Below are 17,523 nucleotides of genomic sequence, written 5' to 3' on the forward strand. Positions count from 1 at the left end.
TACTTCTTAAAAATAAAGTAGCTTTTAGGCACTTAAAGAAAGAAAATGAATGGTTGTATGATTCGTTTTCCTTCTTTAAAGGCTTAATAAAGTCTTAGCGCTGCTATTAACACAGCGCTAAGCGTAGAAATCTATTCTTTTACATCTTTTGGTACTTCTGGAACAGTGATTTTTTCAGCGATGATTTCTTCTTTCGCTGTATCAACAGCTTTTTGTGCTTCGTCTGATAAGTAGCCTTTTGTCAAATCAACACCGCCATCTTTCAAACCGTAAACTAAGTGTTCGCCACCAGGGAATTTATCTTCTAATGCACGATTAGAGATATCTTGTACCGCAGCACCTACACCTTTAAGAGTTGATGTTAAAGTGAAGTTGTCTTCTTTACCGTCTTTTGTTTTGTATTTGCCTTCTTTATCTTGGTCGCTATCTACACCGATAACCCAAACTTTTTCTTTTGAACCAGTTTCATTTAAGTCTTTTGCTTCTTGGAAAACACCTTGACCTGTACCGCCGGCAGCGTGATAAATAATATCAGCGCCTTTTTGGTACATAGAAGCAGCTAATGCTTTCCCTTTGGCAGGATCACCAAATGAAGCAGCGTATTCAACTTCAACTTTTATGTCTTTTTTCAATTCTTTTGCTGCATCGTTTACACCTTGGTGGAAACCAGCTTCAAAACGGTCGATTACTGCGCCTTCTTCACCACCGATAAATCCTACAGTGTTTGTTTTTGTTGTGTGTGCTGCTGCCACGCCAGCTAAATATGCAGCTTCTTGGTCTTTAAATGTTGCAGATACTACATTATCTTTTCCTTCGATAACACTATCAACGATACCAAATTGTGTATCTGAATTTGCATCAGCTGCAGTACTGATAGAATCAGCTAGCAGATAGCCAATACCAAAGACTGTTTTAAATCCGTTAGAAACAGCTGTATCAATGTTTGTTACGTATTCTGAAGCATCATTTGATTGAATATAATCAAAGCCATTTGCTCCTTTTTTCAAATCATGTTCTTTCCCCCAAGCTTGTAACCCTTCCCAAGCTGATTGGTTGAACGAGCGATCATCTACACCACCGATATCAGTAACGATAACAACGCTGTGATCTGCGTCCCCACCTGCTGATTTTCCATCTGTTGAATCTTTTTTACCCCCGCCACATGCCGCTAACGCAAGTGTTAATGCCAGTGCAGTCAAGCCAAAACCAAATAATTTTGCTTTTTTCATCTCTGTAAAGCCCCCTAAAATAGTTTTATATTTTCAACAGCCGGATGACTGAATGAAACAAGATAATAATGAAACAACTCTCTCTTCGTTCGTCTTGTACTTTTCAACATCAAATCACTTTGTTCTTTGTGTTTCCAAGCAATGAAACAACTCTCTCTTCGTTCGTCTTGTACTTTTCAACATCAAATCACTTTGTTCTTTGTGTTTCCAAGCAATGAAACAACTCTCTCTTCGTTCGTCTTGTACTTTTCAACATCAAATCACTTTGTTCTTTGTGTTTCCAAGCAATGAAACAACTCTCTCTTCGTTCGTCTTGTACTTTTCAACATCAAATCACTTTGTTCTTTGTGTTTCCAAGCAATGAAACAACTCTCTCTTCGTTCGTCTTGTACTTTTCAACTTCAAAATAACGAATGGAAGCAACGTTCCTTTCAGTCACCTTGTACCAATCAACATCAACTCAAAATTTCGTTGTGTTTCTTGGCATGTTTCTAAGCAAAGTGGAATGAACCGCTCAGACCTCGAACAACCAAAGTAGGTGCCTTTTTACATCAACTCTTTTCATTCGTTGTGTAGCAAAGCAATTTGTCTATTTGTTGAGAGGTTTGGTTCATGTAGCTAGATCTTATAAGTCTTTTTCCGTAAATGCATAAGGCAGTAGCTCGCCCACGGTCATTTCCTTAGACACGCCATGTTCACCAACTAATGTGACCGGCATTTCAGGCGTACAAAATTCAGCCATCACTTGACGGCATGCACCGCACGGAGAAATCGGTTCAGGTGTATTTCCTGCAATCACTAAATGTTGAAACTCTCGTTCCCCTTCTGAAACAGCCTTGAAGATCGCTGTCCGCTCAGCACAATTCGTCAATCCATATGAAGCATTTTCGATATTGACTCCTTGGTACGTTTTTCCTTCTTTGGTAACAAGGCACGCACCCACTGGAAAGTGTGAGTAAGGCACGTATGCTTTTGTTAACGCATCATCCGCAATAGCTAACCATTCTTGTTTTGCTGTCATTTGTCCGCCACTTTCTTCTTTAAATTAATAGCCTGTTCCTGTAGCGCCTTCCATGATTGCAACACCAGCACTTGTTCCGATACGTGTAGCCCCAGCTTCGATCATAGCGCGTGCTTCAGCTTCATTATGGATACCACCTGAAGCTTTCACACCCATATCAGGTCCGACGGTCTCACGCATCAATTTAACATCTGCGATAGTTGCTCCACCTGTTGAAAAACCAGTTGATGTTTTAACAAAATCGGCACCTGCTTCTTTGGCAAGCGTACACACTTTGATCTTTTCTTCATCTGTGAGTAATGCCGTCTCGATGATGACTTTAACTAAAGCTTTACCTTTAGCCGCATCAACAACTGCTTGAATATCTTTTGATACTTTTTTGTATTGCTTCGATTTCAATGCCCCGACATTGATGACCATATCCACTTCTGTTGCACCATTGTTGATCGCATCTGTTGCTTCATACGCTTTGACTTCTGATGTATTGGCACCTAAAGGAAACCCAATTACCGTACACACATCAACAGAAGTTCCTGCTAAGCGTTCTTTGGCCAAAGCAACCCAGCACGGATTAATACAAACCGAGAAGAATTCGTGTTTTTTCGCTTCTTCAATAATTCGTAAAACATCCTCTTCATTTGCATCTGCTTTTAAAATAGTGTGGTCAATCATTTGATTTAATTCCATTATTTTTTACACTTCCTTTATGCTGTTATTATATCATGGATCAGCTCAGGTTCAGTGCCAGAACTGCCGATTTCGATATTTTTATATAAAAGTTCTTTTACGTTCTCGATTGATTCTGAATTGGAATAAATAGTTAGCAGTGACTCGCCGGTCTTAACAGGCATACCAACTTTTTTATGAAGTTTAATCCCCACTGCGTGGTCGACCGAATCTTCTTTCGTTGCACGTCCTGCACCTAAAAGCATCGCGGCGATACCAATTTCATTGGCAACGATTTTTTGTACGACTCCTGCTGTTTTTGCTGGTAATTCTATGTGATATTTAGCCGTTAATAACCGCTCTGGAGCCTCGATGATACTCTCTTCTCCACCTTGATTACGGATCATTTCGCGGAATTTATCCAGCGCTTTGCCAGATTCCAACGCTTCTTTTAGCATTGCTCGTGCTTCATCTAATGTATCTGCTTTTTTAGCTAAAACAACCATTTGACTTCCTAATATATAGCACATTTCCATTAAATCTTCTGGTCCTTTACCGCGAAGCGTCTCAATCGCTTCAACAACTTCTAAACTATTGCCGATTGCTTCGCCTAGTGGTTGAGACATATCTGAGATGACTGCCATTGTTTGACGGTTGGCTAAGTGCCCGATCCGAACCATTGTTTCAGCTAAGCGACGTGCTTCATCAATATTTTTCATGAACGCACCTTCACCTGTTGTTACATCCAGCACGATTGCATCGGCACCTGCTGCAATTTTTTTACTCATAATCGAACTTGCAATCAACGGTATCGAATTAACGGTGGCTGTAACGTCCCGCAACGCATATAATTTTTTATCGGCTGGTGCTAAATCGCCAGACTGACCAATGACTGCTACATGGCTTTCATTTACCAAACGAATAAAATCTTCATCTGGTATTTCCACATGAAATCCAGGAATTGCTTCTAATTTATCCAACGTACCACCGGTATACCCAAGTCCTCTACCAGACATTTTTGCTACACTAACACCCACACTTGCAACAAGAGGTGCTAAAATCAAGGTCGTTGTATCACCGACACCACCAGTAGAATGTTTATCTACTTTGATTCCTTGAATCGATGAAAGATCGATCATCTCGCCTGAATTAGCCATTGCCAATGTCAGGGTGGTAATCTCTTCGTCCGTCATATCTTTATAGAAGACAGTCATTAAAAATGCGCTCATCTGATAATCTGGAATATCCCCTTTGGTATAGCCAGACACAATGAATTGAATCTCTTCATCTGTTAAGGCCTGTCCATCACGTTTTTTCTCGATCAAATCTACCATTCTCATGCTTTTTTCCTCCGAATCAATCCCCAAGGATGTATTATACACTAAAATCATTCAGGTTAAAACCTTTTAGTAAAACAGTTTACTAACGCTTACATAAAATGTAACCGCTTATAAAACGAACATTAAATCAAATCACTCTGATTGTCAATCGATTTCGTACTATTTCTTAAAATAAATGTTGTATCGAAAATTTTATTCGGAATTTTTTTCTCAGGATCGTTGATTGACTCGACCAAAAATTGTGCTGCATAAAAGCCGATATCAAAACTGGGTTGATAAACAGTTGTTAGTCCTGGTACCAAATATTCTGAAATCTCCAATCCATCAAATCCAATAACAGAAATATCATCAGGAATTTTCTTGCCGGACTCTTCAATTGCCTGATACGCTCCCATTGCCATTTCATCATTTCCACAAAAAATAGCTGTAATCGCAGAATTTTTTAATACACCTTTCGCTGCCGTATAACCACCACCCAAATTCAAATCTCCGCTACTCATATATTCTTCCCTTACTGGGATTCCATGATCTTTTAAAGCATGCTGATATGCAGTCACTCTTTCCGTCAATTGATAGTAACCATCATTTTCTTTTAGCATAGCAATATGTTTATGACCTTGTTGGATCAGCGACAAAACCGCTTGATATGCCCCTTCATATTCTTTCACGATCAAGCGACCACTTTCTCTTGGATTGATGCCTCGATCGACAAGAATCACAGGAACTTTTCGTTTACTTTTATTACGTAAAATATGAGTAGCAGGTAAAATGTGAGGGGTTGCAAAAATAATCCCATCCACAGAGCGATGAACAAGTTCTGTAACGTACTGTTTTGCTTTCTCCTCATCGTGTTTCGAATTACATAATAAAATCATATAACCTAATGAATTTAGGTACGTTTCAACTCCCTCAATTACTTTTGCAAAGAAAAAATCGGTCACATCAGGTACAACCATGCCAATTGTTTTTGAGTGACGCGTAATGAGGTTTGAGGCAAAATAATCTGGCTTGTAATCATATTTTTCTACTACAGCTAATACTTTATTTCTCGTTTTTTCACTGAAGCGGCTGCCTTTGTTATTGATGATTTGGGATACTGTTGTGACAGAGACACCCGCCATATCTGCAATTTCTTTAATAGTCAACTTCATTTTTATTCTCCCTTTATTGTCAAGATCTACCAACCATGTCAACGTTTTCAAAATACGTATCGAATGATTCTAGTTTATCAGAATTTATTAGAATAAAATAGTTTAAGCAAAAAGTTTAGCACAAAAACAGCCTAATTTTATTTCCCACGGTTTAGTTAGCCTCAATTTGACAGAGCTCGCGTGGCATGTTAAAGTCTTCAAAATACTTATCGACGAGACGAATAGTACTAAAAGAAAAGAGAGGATGATATGGTGAAACGAGAGCACGTCAAAAAACTACCAAAAATAGAGCTGCATTGTCATTTAGACGGTTCTATACGCCCCGAAACTTTACGGAAAATAGCAGAACCGCAAGGCATTTCCTTACCTGTTGATGATGATCAATTAAAAAAACAATTAGTTGCTCCTGCCGATTGTCAAAACTTAAATGATTACTTAGAACGTTTTGATTTAGTGTTGTCCTGTCTACAAACTGAAGCAGCTTTAACAACCGCCGCACTCGATGTTATTCATCAGGCAGCGGAAGAACATATCCAATACATCGAAATCCGTTTTGCGCCCTCCCTTCATACTGAAAAAGGACTTTCTCTACCTAAAGTAATCAAGGCTGTATTATCAGGTCTCCAACAAGGACAACAACGTTTCGGTGTAAAAAGCAATGCCCTGCTATGCGGTATGCGACACGAAGACTCTGCAGCTATTGAGAAAATTGTTCAATTAGCTGAATCATTCAAAAAAGAGGGGATTGTAGGCTTTGATCTCGCTGGAAATGAACTTGATTTTCCACCTTATACGTTTGAAGAGACGCTAGAGTTAGTCAATCAATTGACGATTCCTTTAACACTTCATGCAGGTGAATGTGGTTGTGGAAAAAATGTTGCTGACGCAGTTTATTTAGGCGCTAAACGAATTGGGCACGGTATCGCTGTAAAAGACACACCTGAATATTTTTCTTTATTGCGAGACAAAAATATTTTGATAGAAATGTGTCCTACCAGTAACTTTCAAACGAAGACCGTTACTAAATTAGCAGATTATCCTTTCCAAACATTTATTGATGCTGGCATCAACGTCTGTATCAATACCGACAATCGTACCGTTTCTGATACAACGTTAACAGATGAATATATGAAACTTCATGAATGGTACGGCATTACTTATGCAGATATGGAGCAATTGAATCATAATGCAGTAAATGGCGCATTTATTCCGGAACATGAAAAACAAGTTCTTCATGAACAATTAAAAAATGAGTATTAATTTACTATACAACCGAAACGATACATTATTTGTCTTCACAGTTAAGTAGCCAGTAACAACTCTTCCGTGTTATACAATAAACCGATCAACTCGAACAGAGTGAAGAATCTGCAACTTTATCAAAACACAAAAATCGCTGGCAACAAGACTCTATATATTTCAGGACAAACACCTCAAACTATCTAAGATCAAACAAAAGGGGTGCTTGATAAAATCACAGCTGCTTTAGAAGAACATCATTTGACGGTAAATAACTTAGTAAAAATCACGATTTATATTACGGGTGTTGGGTATTTGCCGGGTGAGAGAAGTAAGTTAATTGAGTCTGTAGGTGAGTCAAAACCAACCTCTACATTAGTTGTTGGCGCTGGATTGATCGACCCAGATTTCAAAGTAGAAATCGATAGAATCGCAGCTTTTTAACGATAAAAAATAGACACTCGTAAACAGCAGAACGTTTACGAGTGTCTATTTAACTATGCTTCTTTCACGCTTCTTAAAATATAGTATCCTTTATCTTTTGTGACAATCTCAACATTCCCAAAAACTTCTGACATTTTCTTCTCAGCACTTGGTGCACCTTGTTTCTTTTGGATCACGACAGTCAACGTCCCACCGACTAACAGTCTCGGATGCGCTTCACTTAAAATTTCATGAACGACTTTTTTCCCAGCTCGGATCGGTGGATTGCTGATGATTGCAGCGTATTGCTGTTCATGGGTATCAGCGTAGATATTTGAGGTATGGATATCAACATTTTCCACATGATTTTTCTTCGCATTTTCTTGCGCTAAAGCCACTGCTCGCTGATTAACATCGATCATTTCTACCGTTCTTCCACTGAACGAAGCCAACGTTAAACCGATTGGACCGTAACCGCAACCGACATCCAGCAATTTGCCTTCGGGAAGATTTTCCCACTCAAACGCATCAATTAACACACGAGAACCAAAGTCCACTGTATTACGGGAAAACACTCCGCTATCGGTTAAAAACTGGAATTTCTTTCCTTTTAATTCAAACGACCACTGCTCTAAATTATGAGCTAAATCTGGATTTTCTGTATAATAATGATTATTCATTTTCTTCTTCCTAACTATTTTCTTTTGTCACCAGTCTACCTTTTATTTCACGAACAATCAAGGCAGCTAATAGGTCATAACCGGTTTTAGAAAAATGAAGTCCGTCTGCTTGTAAAAATTCATCTGTGCCGGGGTAAACCACCATTGCTTTGTATAAATCAATAACAGGAATTTCATATTTAGCGCCGATTACTTTCACTCGTTCGACATATTCACGAATCCGATCATCAGCACGTGTTGGTTTTCTAGCGCAATCTACATAAGACGGTGTGAGTAAAATCACTTTTTCTTTGCCGATTTTATTAATCATTGTTTCGATGTTTTCTGCGTATTTTTCTAAAGGTACTAGATTGTCGCTATTCGTATCATTCGCGCCGAAAAAGATGGTTACGATATCTGCTTGTTCAGCTACAACTTCTTTGTCCAAACGGTTCATTGCAGCTTGCGTGGTATCTCCTGGCATGCCAGCATTTACGATCATCACCTCTTCATAATTTTGGGCTGCTAGATCTTCAGTGATCAGATTTTGCAAAATCGGCGTGATGGCTTCTTCGCCATATCCAGCTGTGATACTATCTCCAAATAAAACGATTTTTTTCATCAAGCATTTTCCTTTCTCAACTCGTTTTCTTTATTTATCATACCATTGAAAAGGCCGTTTTGCTGAGGCAAAGAATTATTTTAGGAATTGGTGTTAGGTCTAGCTAAATTGTGTTAAAATAGGAGCAGAAATAAATGTTGGCTTTGGTGGAGGAACCGATGGACGATAAAATGAATTATTACCCCATTTCACGGAAGGAATGGCAGGGCTTCTATCATAACGGCAAAGCGCCGCTGACAGAAGAAGAGTTAGAAGATATTAAAGGCTTCAATGATCAAATTTCATTGCAGGATGTGCAGGACATTTACGTGCCACTGACCCATCTGATTCATTTATATATGAAGGAATTTGAGTCTTTGACTGTTAGTAAAGGGCTGTTTTTGCATGAATATGTGCCTGTTCCGCCTTTTATCATCGGGATCGCTGGTAGTGTGGCTGTTGGGAAAAGTACCACCGCCCGCTTGCTGCAGCTGATTTTATCCAGAACCTTTAAACGCCGCAATGTCCAACTGATTACGACGGACGGCTTTTTGTATCCGAATAAAGTATTGGAAAAAAAGGGCATTATGGATCGGAAAGGATTTCCAGAGAGCTATGACATGGAAAAGTTGATCGACTTTTTAAACCAAGTCAAAAACAGCCAAGAAGAAATCAAAGCACCGCTTTATTCTCATAGTGTTTATGATATCGTGGAAGGCGAATATGAAGTGATTCAACAACCAGATATTCTAATCGTGGAAGGAATCAACACACTGCAATTGCCTGCCAATCAGCAAATTTACGTCAGCGACTTCTTTGACTTTTCCGTCTTTGTAGATGCCGAACCAAAGCTGATCGAAAAATGGTACCTTGAACGTTTTGGTGCCTTACTCGATACAGCCTTTCTTGATCCAGATAATTACTATTATCAATATGCGATCGGCAATCGTGAAGATGCCTTTGCAATGGCAAAAGAAGTTTGGAAAACGGTGAATTTGAAAAACTTAGAGGAATATATCTTGCCAACTCGAGGCAGAGCGGATATTATACTTCATAAGACTGAAAATCATATCATTGATGAGATTTTCATGCGTAAATACTAAAGATAGATATGTATCACTTAACTTGATTCTAAAAAGGTCAAAAATTTCTTTTTGACCTTTTATTAGATAAATCTAAATGGATAGGGGTAATAAATGTGACCAATGTTGCCGATTTGACAACTGTCGAAAAAATTATTGTTTTAGACTTTGGTAGTCAATATAACCAATTGATTACTCGACGTATTCGTGAATTTGGCGTGTTCTCAGAATTATTGAGCCACCGAATCACAGCGGATGAAATTCGCGAAATGGCACCAAAAGGAATTATTTTCTCTGGTGGCCCAAATAGTGTTTATGATGAAAATGCGTTTAGTATCGATCCTGAAATTTATGAATTAGGTATTCCAATTCTAGGGATTTGTTACGGTATGCAACTGATGATGCATAATTTAGGTGGAAAAGTTGAACCTGCTGGCAACCGTGAATATGGTAAGTCAGAGCTATCACTTTTGATTCCTGATTCACCTATTTTTAAAGGAACACCTGAAAAACAAATCGCTTGGATGAGTCATGGTGACCTAGTCGCTGCCATCCCTGATAGCTTTGAAACGGTGGCAACTAGCGCAGATTGTCCGTTTGCAGCAGTTCAAAATACAGACCGCAACCTTTACGGTGTGCAATTCCATCCAGAAGTACGTCATTCTGAATATGGTAACGACTTATTACGTCACTTTACCTTTGATATTTGTCATTGCGAAGGCGACTGGACAATGGGCAACTTCATCGAAATGGAAATCAATAAGATCCGTGAACAAGTCGGCGATAAAAAAGTCCTTCTTGGCCTTTCAGGCGGCGTGGATTCAAGCGTTGTTGGTGTGCTTTTACAAAAAGCCATCGGCGACCAATTGACATGTATCTTTGTAGATCATGGTTTATTGCGCAAAGGTGAAGCAGAACAAGTAATGGATAGTTTAGGTGGGAAATTTGGCTTAAACATCATTAAAGTAGATGCGAAAGATCGTTTCTTAGATAAATTAGCTGGTGTTTCTGATCCAGAGAAAAAACGTAAAATCATTGGGAACGAATTCGTTTATCTTTTCGATGATGAAGCGACAAAACTTGATGGCATCGACTTCCTAGCACAAGGAACTCTTTATACAGATATCGTAGAAAGCGGAACTGAAACAGCTCAAACAATCAAATCTCACCATAATGTGGGCGGATTGCCGGAAGATATGCAATTTGAATTGATTGAACCGTTGAATACGTTATTTAAAGATGAAGTTCGTGCATTAGGTATCGAATTAGGCATGCCAGAAGCGTTAGTTTGGCGCCAACCATTCCCTGGTCCTGGTTTAGGGATTCGTGTGCTTGGTGAAATTACTGAAGAAAAATTAGAAATCGTGCGTGATTCTGATGCGATTTTACGTGAAGAGATTGCCAATGCTGGTTTAGATCGTGATATTTGGCAGTACTTTACTGTGTTACCTGGCATCCGTAGTGTGGGTGTGATGGGTGATGGCCGTACGTATGATTATACTGTGGGTATTCGTGCAGTGACTTCGATTGATGGAATGACAGCTGATTTTGCGAGAATTCCTTGGGATGTGTTGCAGAAGATTTCTGTGAGGATCGTGAATGAAGTGGATCATGTGAATCGGATTGTTTATGATATTACGAGTAAGCCACCTGCTACTGTGGAGTGGGAATAAGATAAAAAGAAAGCCTAAGCGTTGCTTATTACAACGCTTAGAGCTTTTTTATTTTATTTTGGTACCCTTTTTGGTAACTACCCTTTATTTTTCTAAATCAATAAGTAATTCATCTAGTTGCTCACTCAAATAATCTGATGGGGTAAATTCATTTCCACTATCTTGCCATTTTAACATTTTAATCAAATCATCAATAGTAAGAGATAAAATTAGTTTACCATTTTCTCTAAGTGTACCTCTAATGGCTTTTCCTGCATTTTCATCCTCTCCTTTTGGAGAAATCATTATTGCAACTGACCTCAATACCTTTGCGTAGAGATATTTTTCGGTAGTACATATTTCTTTTTGAGTAATCCTTTCTTCATAATTCTTAAATTCAAAAATTATATACCTTGTTTCAAAATGGTGTTTCAAAATATTCCAAAAATCATGAGAACTTTCTGTCTTAATCTTACAAATTAAATCAAATCTATACATATTACCACTTGACCCTCGTTGATCATCCCATAACATTAAATTATCATTTAATAATTTTTTTAAAACTTTAACACATAATTTTTCAAATTCTAAACAATTAGATCTCCCTTTAGGCTCCCAAGATTCTAATTCTTGAATGTAGTCATGATTCGATTCAGATTTCAAAGGTAATGCCTTCTCATCTTTAAACATTTCTTGTAGGATACTATCATTAAAATTAGGAAATAAAAACTCTTCGTCTTCCGTTGAAAAACTCAATAATGAAGTTAATTCATCAGTTAATAAATCATTATTTCTAGTTAAATAAAACAAATTTCTGACATCAATTATTTCTATAAACTCCAATTCAGGTCTTCTTTCTATGAAACTTTCAATTCTATCAAAATCAACTACGTTTCCGACTATTATTAAGAAAGTTTTATCTTCCGACATCTTTTCGGAAAACTCTCTTTGAAATCTCTTTGCTGAGTTAAGCAATTGACTAAAAGATATTTCTTTTGTACTGAAACATTTAATTTCTACTATTATCTTATTATTTAAATAAAAATCTGCCTCTGGAGGTATTCTCATCTCTTTAAACTCACTAAAAATATAATTACGTTTAATATCTTCAATTTGATAATACTCTAATAACTTTAATACAAAATCTTCAAACGCAAATCCTCTCAATGCATTTTTTCTGTGTCTTTCATTGTAAGATACCTTTTCATTTTCCATAAAAACCCACCTTTTTTTACAATTCACAATAATTATAGCACTATTAAATTCTGAATCATCATTATTTTTACAATGTTGATTTCCATTCCAATTAATTAAAGATTCTTTAGAGGTTTTAATATTAATTTTACCACTCAAAATTTCAGCAACCTTCCTATCAATTGTTGGATATAAATGAGAATAGGTACTAATGTAATTTGAATATCTGAATGCCCTAAACGTTTCTGCACTGCTAAAGAATTGGCATTTAACTCATTAATAAGCAAACTTGTATGACTATATCTTAAACCTTTTGGCTGTATTTCCTTTACTTTCGCTAACTTACCATGTAATCTTTTTTAACAGAAACATACTTATTAGACTTTTAGCTAAAAAATTAGTTCTTCGGAATAATCTTCTAGTCCAATTAATTATTTTTAAATATATTCAAACGATGTATGAAAAACTCTTTCAATAATTTCTTCGAGTTGAAAAGAAGATATTTTATTTTCTTCAAATTTTTCAAAATATTTTGATAACTCTTGAATTTCGGAGTTTACGATATTATTCTTTATAACATAACCTTGTTCATTTGAATCTACATATTGAATTTTGATATCCTTATTACACAATGTATCTAGTAAGGTTCTCTTCAGTTGATTTATTTTATTATCCTTTTCATTGATAAAATCTTCAAAAAACCTCTTACCTAAAATAATACTTTTAGGCTTTCTAAACTTCACAGATAAATAATTCTCGTTAAGAAATGGTAAACTAAGAACAATTCTATGTTCTTCCTCAAAAGACCATTGATTAGATTTCAAGAAAATATTCAAATATATAATATTCTCAATACTTTCATCATCATCAAAAAAATTTATTGAGTTAGTTTTATTAGAATAATAATTTGGTGAATAAGTAACACCAATTAGAGTATCTTCTAGAAAACTATCCGTCTCATACTCTATGGCAATTCCTCTATTTGAATCACCATAATGACCCCACATGTATGACTGGTTATTCCCTTCAGATAAACAACAAACCATTAAATTGTTGCCATAACTTTGAAGATTCTTAAATTCAGTGTTGGCAATTTGTTTCATAGCAGCATCATTTGATAATGTTATCTCATCTGAATTTGGAAAGATTTTTTTAAAATCACTTTCTAATTTCAAATTATGTTGTTTTAGCATTTCAAATACAATTTTTTTTGAAATAGAGATGGAGTCATCATAATCATTAAATGTTTTAACTTTTGAAAAGGATATTTCATCATTCTCTGTGTTTTTCACTACAAACTCGTTAACAGATGTAAACTTAAATATTCTAGACGGTATTGGTTTTAACAAATTAGACTCAAAACCTTCTTCAATATATAAGTCATTGACTTGTCTTAATAAACTTTTACTAATAAATGAGCTGTTCACTGTATTCCCTCCTCTATTACACAATTCAAACGTCCATGTGCTTCTCATAATTATAATATGATTAAAATTTTGCTATAATATTTTATCCAATATATTCGAATTTCGTCCAATTTATGTTACTCTTTTACTTTCTCATCTAGCCTAAGTGTGAATAACTATATTGATTCAATGAACGTATGATTGTTACCAGAAATCTTTCAATTATATAAGAATTCTGTGCCCATAACCTTTACAAACTGCTAAAAATCGATATTCGATTACCTTTTAACCTAGAAAATATAATAGAGTAGGAAGAAGACTACAAAGTTTGGGCTTCCTTAATTTATAGTGGTTCCATCCAAACCATTTTCTTGGTCTATGATAACAGATTATCTTACAATTATTGAATTGTCCTTTCCAAAGTTATTAAGTAGCTGAAATCAAACTACTTAAAAGATGTAAAATCAGAATAAATGGAAAGAATTTGTCCTTTGTTCTTAACAAAAGATTCTGTAATATTTTGTGGAACTTCTTTATCTAGAAAATCAAAAGAATTTATTTGTTCAAAAACTACCGGAGAATAAAATGGCTTTGGATTAATACTTCCCACGATAGAATGTTCACTTCCTGATTCCTGTCGAGAAATAGGAGTTCCTTGCACAGTTAGTAAAACAATGCTAGGATTACTTTGTTTATCAATGGTAAGCAAGTAGATATCTTTTATTTTCTCATTATCTTGTGAGCTATAATTAAGTTCTGTAATTATTTCAGCATTAGAAAGTCTCCTATTATTGACACCAGAAACGGCTATTGAAAGTATATTGTACAGATTTAAATTTGATTGAAGATTAAAATTCAACTTATGAAAATCTGTACTAGTTATCGGTTCATTATCATGATTTGTATAAATTAAATACAGATGCTGTAGAGTTCCAGAATTAATATTCAAAGTTAAAGTTAAACCAAATGAATACTGATATTCTCCCTCATATCCTTTTTCAAATTGTATTTGATTACTCGTAATATACTTTGCATCGAAATCTACTTTATAATCAATCTTTTCTTTTTCTGTTTTCATAAGCTCTTGAATATTATAAGTCATTGGTACTGCTACTATTAGAGTTATAATAATTGTAAGCAGGCGTGAAAAAATCGATTTGAAAAAATTTTTCAAAGCATTTTTAACCCGTATTATTTTGTACCATTTTTGATTAACTATTTTTTCTTTCTTTGAAAATCTCAATTTAATATTCACAGTTTTCTTTGTTGAATTTTTTTCTTTATTCGTAGTTTCTTCCATCAATCTAACTCCTTATTAAAACAAACGCTTAGAAATATTATTATATCATAATGACTAAAATTATTCGAAGTTTTATTGACAATTTAAACGCTAGGCAAATTTATACAACTTATCTATTTTCATATTATTTTGATATAATGTAATTATGAGTTTTACTAACTATCTTACTGCCATTTATTATCATTTTATAAAATTGAAAGGAGACAATCGTTATCGAAAATACTAGTATACTTACTATATTAATTAACATTTTGAGTTCTTCTTTAGTCACTATTATCTTATCAACTCTATTTTTAGAACCTTTTAAAGATAGAAAAAAATATATATTTGAAGAAAAAAGAGAGTATATGAATCAATAACGATTTTTTCTCAAATTGTTCTCTCCCCTAAAGAAGCTAAATTTTTTTTAGGCGTAGCAAGATACGATATTCAAGAACTATCTGAACAACAACGTGTAGAAAATGCCTTAAATGATTTAAAAATATCTATTCCAAAGTTACAACTTATTACTAAGAACTCTAATGTAGCCAAAGAAACCATTAATTTTATAGAACAAAAAAATGAGAAATCATTCAATCTTTTGGTGGCTACTTTGAGAAAGGATTTATTCAAATAAATTTTAGTTTAGCAAGCTAACTCACTTCAGTTTGCTAAACCCACTTTTTACGACCAACTGCACAAATTGTTTCCTCACAAAAATTATGTGTACTTGGTTTATTTAGACTCAAACTAAAAACAGAAGTATTCCGTATTGGGATACCTCTGTTTTTTATTTATACTGTTTTTCTTCTTTTTGGTACTGATTCTTTTAAAGAAAAGTACAATAAATTTATTCTAGAAAGACTTTATAATTCAAAGATGGGCTCATTCAACATACGGACCAATCTAACAACCTTTAACTACATATTTTCATTTCCCCTTCTTATTCGGAAAATGCACTTTCACATCACTAACCCCACAAATATAATTCATATCAACATTATAAAATTTTGCAAGTTTAATCATAGATTCTAAAGGGATTCTCGTCTTACCATATTCGTAATCAGCATAAGTTCTCTGACCCACGTTTAACAACGCTGCAACTTCTCTCTGTGTATAATCGTTATCCTCACGTAATTCCCTTATTCGCTTAATATAATCCATAGCCATCCCTCTTTTTGATTATTCTATCCTAGAGTTATAAACTCAACCACTGTTTAGAGCTATAAACTCTTAAATTAGCTATCTATCATTTAGCATTAAACTAACTATTTTTTAGGAAATGAGTTCTTCACATTACTAATTCCACATATATAATTCATATCAACGTTATAAAATTTAGCTAATACAATCATGGAATCTAGAGGTATTCTCGTTTTTCCATATTCATAATCAGCATAAGTTCTTTGTCCAACACTCAACAACGCTGCAACTTCTCTCTGTGTATAATCATTATCTTCACGTAATTCTCTTATCCGTTTTATATATTGCATGACTTGTCTCCTTTTTATTTATTTTACGATAGAGTTATAAACTCTATTGACTTTTAGAGCAATAAACTCTAAAATAGGTTTAAGAGCAAAAACAATGAATGAAAAAAATAGAAATCATTAGGAGGTTCAACATGGCTCACCCAGTAAAAATAATCACTTATCAAGATCTACACAAACTAAATCATTCAATCCAACAATTAAAGAACTGGCACGAAACATTCCGTTCACAAAAAAACAACACCCAAAATCATTCTATTCCCGATAACCTCTTATATGAGCATGAGCGAATACTAAAAACATTAGCTCAAGAAACACAAAAACTTAAAACCAAAAAGAAACTCAAAAACATTTTGATTTAAAATCCTAGCAGCAAAATAGGATTTTAAAGTTCATCAGTATTAGCCGAACTGATACTAATGAACGATAGATTTAAACAAGTAGTTGGCTATCTAACTACTTGTTTCTTGTGTTTTAGCACAATTCATTTTCAACAAAAAAGCCTAGAGAAAATTCCTCTAGACCTCATTATTGCATTCACGTCTTGAACATCCACTACAATTAAATTTTTTTCTCGTGCATATTCATTTATTCTTGTAATTAGTTCATCTTTGTATGAATATTCCACAAACGGAATTTCACGCTGATCATTTATTTCATATTCTGGAAAAATAAAGAAATTCATTGGATAATACTTTAGGAAAGTGAAGAAACTACTATTTTAATAAATATCAATTCTTGAAATATCAACTTCTAAATAATCATTTTTGTCAATGTCCTTAGGTATGTCGCCATCAGATATATCTATTTTAAACTCTCCTATTTGTAAAATCTCACTGTCCTTATCTACAAGTTTAGCTTGAATAGAGTAGCTACCGTTTTTTTCATCTATTACGTATTCCTCATTGAAGCTTTTCACGATATTTCTAACATTAAATCCATAAAGAATATCTGAAAACGTATCACCTTCTGAAAAATTACAATCACTACAAAAACATTCAATAGAATACGTACCATCTGAAAGTAAAATATCTGCCTCTCCTGAATCTATATCTATCCAATTCACTTTTTTTACAATAATCATCTTATAT

Annotated in this window: 17 protein-coding genes and 1 pseudogene; 5 read left to right on the forward strand and 13 right to left on the reverse strand. The window is 34.9% G+C overall.

What is annotated here, in order from left to right:
• Positions 1 to 131 precede the first annotated feature (131 nt).
• From BCR22_RS06195 to BCR22_RS06215, 5 genes are all read right to left on the reverse strand, one after another.
• Complete coding sequence (locus BCR22_RS06195) at positions 132 to 1,229, reverse strand: BMP family lipoprotein (protein ID WP_069654077.1); 1,098 nt, start codon at positions 1,227 to 1,229, stop codon at positions 132 to 134.
• Positions 1,230 to 1,854: 625 nt separating this feature from the next.
• Positions 1,855 to 2,250 (reverse strand): cytidine deaminase, encoded by a 396-nt coding sequence (locus BCR22_RS06200; protein WP_069654078.1) that lies wholly within the window; start codon positions 2,248 to 2,250, stop codon positions 1,855 to 1,857.
• Positions 2,251 to 2,274: 24 nt separating this feature from the next.
• Positions 2,275 to 2,937 (reverse strand): deoxyribose-phosphate aldolase, encoded by a 663-nt coding sequence (deoC, locus tag BCR22_RS06205; RefSeq protein WP_069654079.1) that lies wholly within the window; start codon positions 2,935 to 2,937, stop codon positions 2,275 to 2,277.
• A 17-nt stretch (positions 2,938 to 2,954) separates the two neighbouring features.
• Positions 2,955 to 4,256, reverse strand: coding sequence for a pyrimidine-nucleoside phosphorylase (locus BCR22_RS06210; protein WP_069654080.1), 1,302 nt, complete (start codon positions 4,254 to 4,256; stop codon positions 2,955 to 2,957).
• A gap of 122 nt (positions 4,257 to 4,378) precedes the next feature.
• Positions 4,379 to 5,407, reverse strand: coding sequence for a LacI family DNA-binding transcriptional regulator (locus tag BCR22_RS06215; RefSeq protein ID WP_069654081.1), 1,029 nt, complete (start codon positions 5,405 to 5,407; stop codon positions 4,379 to 4,381).
• Between the two features lie 249 nt (positions 5,408 to 5,656).
• Between BCR22_RS06215 and add the strand changes: the two genes are divergently transcribed.
• Entirely contained in the window at positions 5,657 to 6,667 is a 1,011-nt protein-coding gene (gene add / locus BCR22_RS06220) for an adenosine deaminase (protein WP_069654082.1), read from the forward strand.
• A gap of 198 nt (positions 6,668 to 6,865) precedes the next feature.
• Positions 6,866 to 7,090: pseudogene (locus BCR22_RS06225) on the forward strand (RidA family protein); the annotation flags it as partial.
• A 53-nt stretch (positions 7,091 to 7,143) separates the two neighbouring features.
• On the opposite strand, the gene BCR22_RS06230 reads toward BCR22_RS06225, so the two are convergent.
• Together BCR22_RS06230 and BCR22_RS06235 are read right to left on the reverse strand one after the other, a co-directional pair.
• The gene (locus tag BCR22_RS06230; RefSeq protein WP_069654083.1) at positions 7,144 to 7,749 is read right to left on the reverse strand and encodes a class I SAM-dependent methyltransferase; all 606 of its coding nucleotides are present in this window, start codon (positions 7,747 to 7,749) and stop codon (positions 7,144 to 7,146) included.
• A gap of 10 nt (positions 7,750 to 7,759) precedes the next feature.
• Complete coding sequence (locus tag BCR22_RS06235) at positions 7,760 to 8,350, reverse strand: GDSL-type esterase/lipase family protein (protein WP_069654084.1); 591 nt, start codon at positions 8,348 to 8,350, stop codon at positions 7,760 to 7,762.
• A gap of 158 nt (positions 8,351 to 8,508) precedes the next feature.
• Between BCR22_RS06235 and coaA the strand changes: the two genes are divergently transcribed.
• Both coaA and guaA read left to right on the forward strand, forming a co-directional pair.
• Positions 8,509 to 9,432, forward strand: a complete 924-nt coding sequence (gene coaA, locus BCR22_RS06240; RefSeq protein ID WP_069654211.1) for a type I pantothenate kinase — start codon at positions 8,509 to 8,511, stop codon at positions 9,430 to 9,432.
• A 95-nt stretch (positions 9,433 to 9,527) separates the two neighbouring features.
• Positions 9,528 to 11,084, forward strand: coding sequence for a glutamine-hydrolyzing GMP synthase (gene guaA / locus BCR22_RS06245; RefSeq protein WP_069654085.1), 1,557 nt, complete (start codon positions 9,528 to 9,530; stop codon positions 11,082 to 11,084).
• Between the two features lie 84 nt (positions 11,085 to 11,168).
• Here the strand turns inward: guaA and BCR22_RS06250 are convergent, their stop codons facing one another.
• The 5 genes from BCR22_RS06250 to BCR22_RS06270 all read right to left on the reverse strand — a co-directional run bounded on the left by BCR22_RS06250 (position 11,169) and on the right by BCR22_RS06270 (position 16,435).
• Positions 11,169 to 12,416: a hypothetical protein gene (locus tag BCR22_RS06250; RefSeq protein ID WP_069654086.1), complete on the reverse strand. Its 1,248-nt coding sequence runs from the start codon at positions 12,414 to 12,416 to the stop codon at positions 11,169 to 11,171.
• Positions 12,417 to 12,694: 278 nt separating this feature from the next.
• A complete protein-coding gene (locus tag BCR22_RS06255) occupies positions 12,695 to 13,684 on the reverse strand; it encodes a DUF2971 domain-containing protein (protein ID WP_069654087.1) in 990 nt (329 codons plus the stop codon).
• A 424-nt stretch (positions 13,685 to 14,108) separates the two neighbouring features.
• Complete coding sequence (locus BCR22_RS06260) at positions 14,109 to 14,963, reverse strand: hypothetical protein (RefSeq protein ID WP_069654088.1); 855 nt, start codon at positions 14,961 to 14,963, stop codon at positions 14,109 to 14,111.
• 909 nt (positions 14,964 to 15,872) lie between these two features.
• Positions 15,873 to 16,106 carry a helix-turn-helix domain-containing protein gene (locus BCR22_RS06265; protein ID WP_069641123.1) on the reverse strand — a complete coding sequence of 78 codons (234 nt, stop codon included), beginning with the start codon at positions 16,104 to 16,106 and terminating at the stop codon, positions 15,873 to 15,875.
• A 104-nt stretch (positions 16,107 to 16,210) separates the two neighbouring features.
• Entirely contained in the window at positions 16,211 to 16,435 is a 225-nt protein-coding gene (locus BCR22_RS06270) for a helix-turn-helix domain-containing protein (protein WP_010761745.1), read from the reverse strand.
• A 131-nt stretch (positions 16,436 to 16,566) separates the two neighbouring features.
• Between BCR22_RS06270 and BCR22_RS06275 the strand changes: the two genes are divergently transcribed.
• Positions 16,567 to 16,794 carry a hypothetical protein gene (locus BCR22_RS06275; RefSeq protein WP_069641122.1) on the forward strand — a complete coding sequence of 76 codons (228 nt, stop codon included), beginning with the start codon at positions 16,567 to 16,569 and terminating at the stop codon, positions 16,792 to 16,794.
• A gap of 359 nt (positions 16,795 to 17,153) precedes the next feature.
• Here the strand turns inward: BCR22_RS06275 and BCR22_RS06280 are convergent, their stop codons facing one another.
• On the reverse strand, positions 17,154 to 17,516 hold the full coding sequence (locus tag BCR22_RS06280) for a hypothetical protein (protein ID WP_069654089.1): 363 nt from the start codon (positions 17,514 to 17,516) through the stop codon (positions 17,154 to 17,156).
• Positions 17,517 to 17,523 lie beyond the last annotated feature (7 nt).

Source organism: Enterococcus plantarum (genome assembly GCF_001730295.1).
Classification (GTDB): Bacteria; Bacillota; Bacilli; order Lactobacillales; family Enterococcaceae; genus Enterococcus_L; species Enterococcus_L plantarum.